This is a genomic window from uncultured Acetatifactor sp. (assembly GCF_948601915.1).
Classification (GTDB): Bacteria; Bacillota; Clostridia; order Lachnospirales; family Lachnospiraceae; genus Acetatifactor.
In genome coordinates this window covers 1-2,438 of record NZ_CAPDXS010000264.1, presented here as the reverse complement: position 1 = coordinate 2,438, position 2,438 = coordinate 1, and the positions used below count along the sequence as shown (strand labels likewise).

2 protein-coding genes are annotated in these 2,438 nt (G+C 60.5%); both read left to right on the top strand.

The genetic code is table 11. The features are described 5' to 3' along the window. The coding region (locus tag Q2B33_RS23840) for a type IV secretory system conjugative DNA transfer family protein (protein ID WP_300914326.1) at positions 1 to 817 on the top strand (817 nt) is incomplete at its 5' end. After that, complete coding sequence (locus Q2B33_RS23835; RefSeq protein WP_300571873.1) at positions 814 to 2,232, top strand: hypothetical protein; 1,419 nt, start codon at positions 814 to 816, stop codon at positions 2,230 to 2,232. The genes Q2B33_RS23840 and Q2B33_RS23835, both read left to right, overlap by 4 nt. The last annotated feature ends 206 nt before the right edge of the window (positions 2,233 to 2,438 follow it).

Below are 2,438 nucleotides of genomic sequence, written 5' to 3'. Positions count from 1 at the left end.
CCTGTACGAAGTGTACACTTTCCTTTCAAAGATGGGGACACCCGCGCTGGAAAACATGATAGAGGAGGAATGCACCACCCATCCCGACAGCGCCTTCGCGCGCAAGATTGGGATGATTCGGCAGAACGCAGTGGCGGATAGGATGGACGCCAGCATCAAGGGAGTCCTGGCGCAGCACCTGGATGTGGTCACCTATTCCGGCGTGAAGCGGATGTTCTGCATGAAGCAGCAGGTGGACATGGACGCCTTCCTGAAGGATAAGACGGTGCTGTTCCTGTCCGTCAGCGACTCCGACCGCAGCCAGGACGCCCTGATAAACCTCTTCTACACCCAGGCGCTGCAGTACCTCATCACCGCCGCCGACAGGCAGCTGGACAGCCGTCTCCCCATTCCGGTACGCTTCATCCTGGACGACTTCAGCACCAACACCGTGATTCCGAATTTCGACAATATCATATCGGTAATCCGCTCCCGGGAGATCTATGTCAGCATAGTCATCCAGAGCCTGTCCCAGCTGGAGGGTCTCTACGGCCACGCCAAGGCTCAGACCATCATCAACAACTGCGACCACTGCCTGTACCTGGGCGGGACGGACACCCAGACAGCCCGGTACTTCGCCGAGAAGTTCAACTGCCAGGTCTCCACGGTTCTGAACCTGCCCCTGGACACCATGTTCCTCTTCGAGAGGGGCAGCGAGCCCCGCAGGGTGCAGAAGTATGAGCTGGATCAGGACGATGCCTACCGCGGCCTGATAGAATCCATGGGGCGGCGGAGGAGGGCAGGAGCCAAGACAGACCCCGGAAGAGGAGAGCCATGAGGGGCGGGGAAAGGATGCTCCTGACGCTGGAGGAGCGCCTGGAGCGTTCGGCCAGGTCTCAGGCGGCTTCGCCTGAGACCGCCGCCAGACTGGTGGAGCGGTTCTCCGGGCTTCCCCCGTGGCAGCTCTTCTTCGGAAAGCCCGATGTGGATGCCATGTACGGGCTGACCGGAGAGTTCTGGGAGCATCCGGCCGTGGACATGGACAGCTACCACGGCTTCAGCCACAGCTTCCGGCTTGCGGCCGAGCAGGACAACGCCCCTTTCCGGCTGCCCCTATTGGGGTTGTCTCCATTGGGAGTGCCCCGACTGGAGCAGCCTCCATTGGAGTTGCCCCGACTGGAGCAGCCCCGACTAGAGCAGCCCCGACTGGAGCAGTCCCCATTGGAGCAGCCCCCATTGAAGCAGCCCCGACTGGAGCGGCTCCCATTGGGAGTGCCTCGACTGGAGCAGCACCCACTGGAGTTGCCCCGATTGGAGCAGCCCCTCCTTGGGAAGCCCCCACTGGGCTTGTCCCCGCAGGGGCTACCTTCGCAGGGGCAGCCCTCACCGGAGAGCCCAAACCCCTATAAGCCGGTCTGGGGCGTCAGGGTGAACAACGCCCTGATCCTGCTGGGGCTGATGCTGCTGGATCACACGAAAGGCAGACTGAAGCCAAAGGGCTTCTACTACTGCACGCGGATGACCCTGGGGCAGTACCTGGATGCCCTGGCAGGGGTGGGGCTCTGGACAGACGGGAGTCCAGGTCTGGCGCAGGGCTTCCAGGTCTGGCGGGACATGCTCCTGGCGGACTATGGCGCCGCCAGCCCCCTTGGGGAAACGCTGGCAGACATCCTCAGACGCTACATGGCCGCCTGGCAGGAGTTCGACCATCTGGATCACATCCTCCGCTGCATAGGCGCCCTGTCCTGCTATCTGGAGCAGGAGGAAGCAGGGAGAACCCTCCCCGGGGAAGAGACGGACAGAGTCCGGCGTTTTCGGGAAGCCCTCTGCCAATACGGCTCCGATCTGGAGGGATGGGAGCTGGTGGAGCAGGACAAACGATACCTGGATCCCAAAGGGTATTATTTCACCCTGGCCTGCGAGTACCCGGAAGACCTGCCCAATCCCTGCGACAGGAATGCGGCTCCCGGAAGCCTGCGCAGCCAGATCTTCCTCTCCGAGCGGGACTACAGCCCTGAGACGCTGCGAAGGCTGGCCGCCGGCTCGCCCTCCCCGAATCTGCGGACGCTTCTGGAGAGGTACATATGTGAGGAGCGCCTGGCATCCGCCATGAGGGAGGTCAATACGGCGGTGGCAGACATATACGTCCTGTTCGTGGAGCCCTATCTGCGGATAGGAGGCGCAGGGGCAGAGCCGCCGCAAAACCTGCCGACAGCCGCAGCAGCAGGGCGGACGGTTTTTCCGCCAGAATAAAACGGAAAGACGAGTGGGCGATGTCATTTCGTTAATTTCAAAATCATTATACTGCATAACGCTGAATGCTGCCTAATGTAATCATGCGAATGAACCAGCCAGCGTTATGCAGTCCGGTTTCACGGTAAGTGAAATCGTTAAGCAGTATAAGTTAACCCTAGATGAGAGAAAAAGTAGTACCACATGAAATTTTTCCTCACCAAAAA

What these genes read in the sequence shown, in the direction of transcription:
- Q2B33_RS23835 (WP_300571873.1), top strand. Translation starts at nt 814, where the DNA reads ATGAGGGGCGGGGAAAGGATGCTCCTGACGCTGGAGGAGCGCCTGGAG.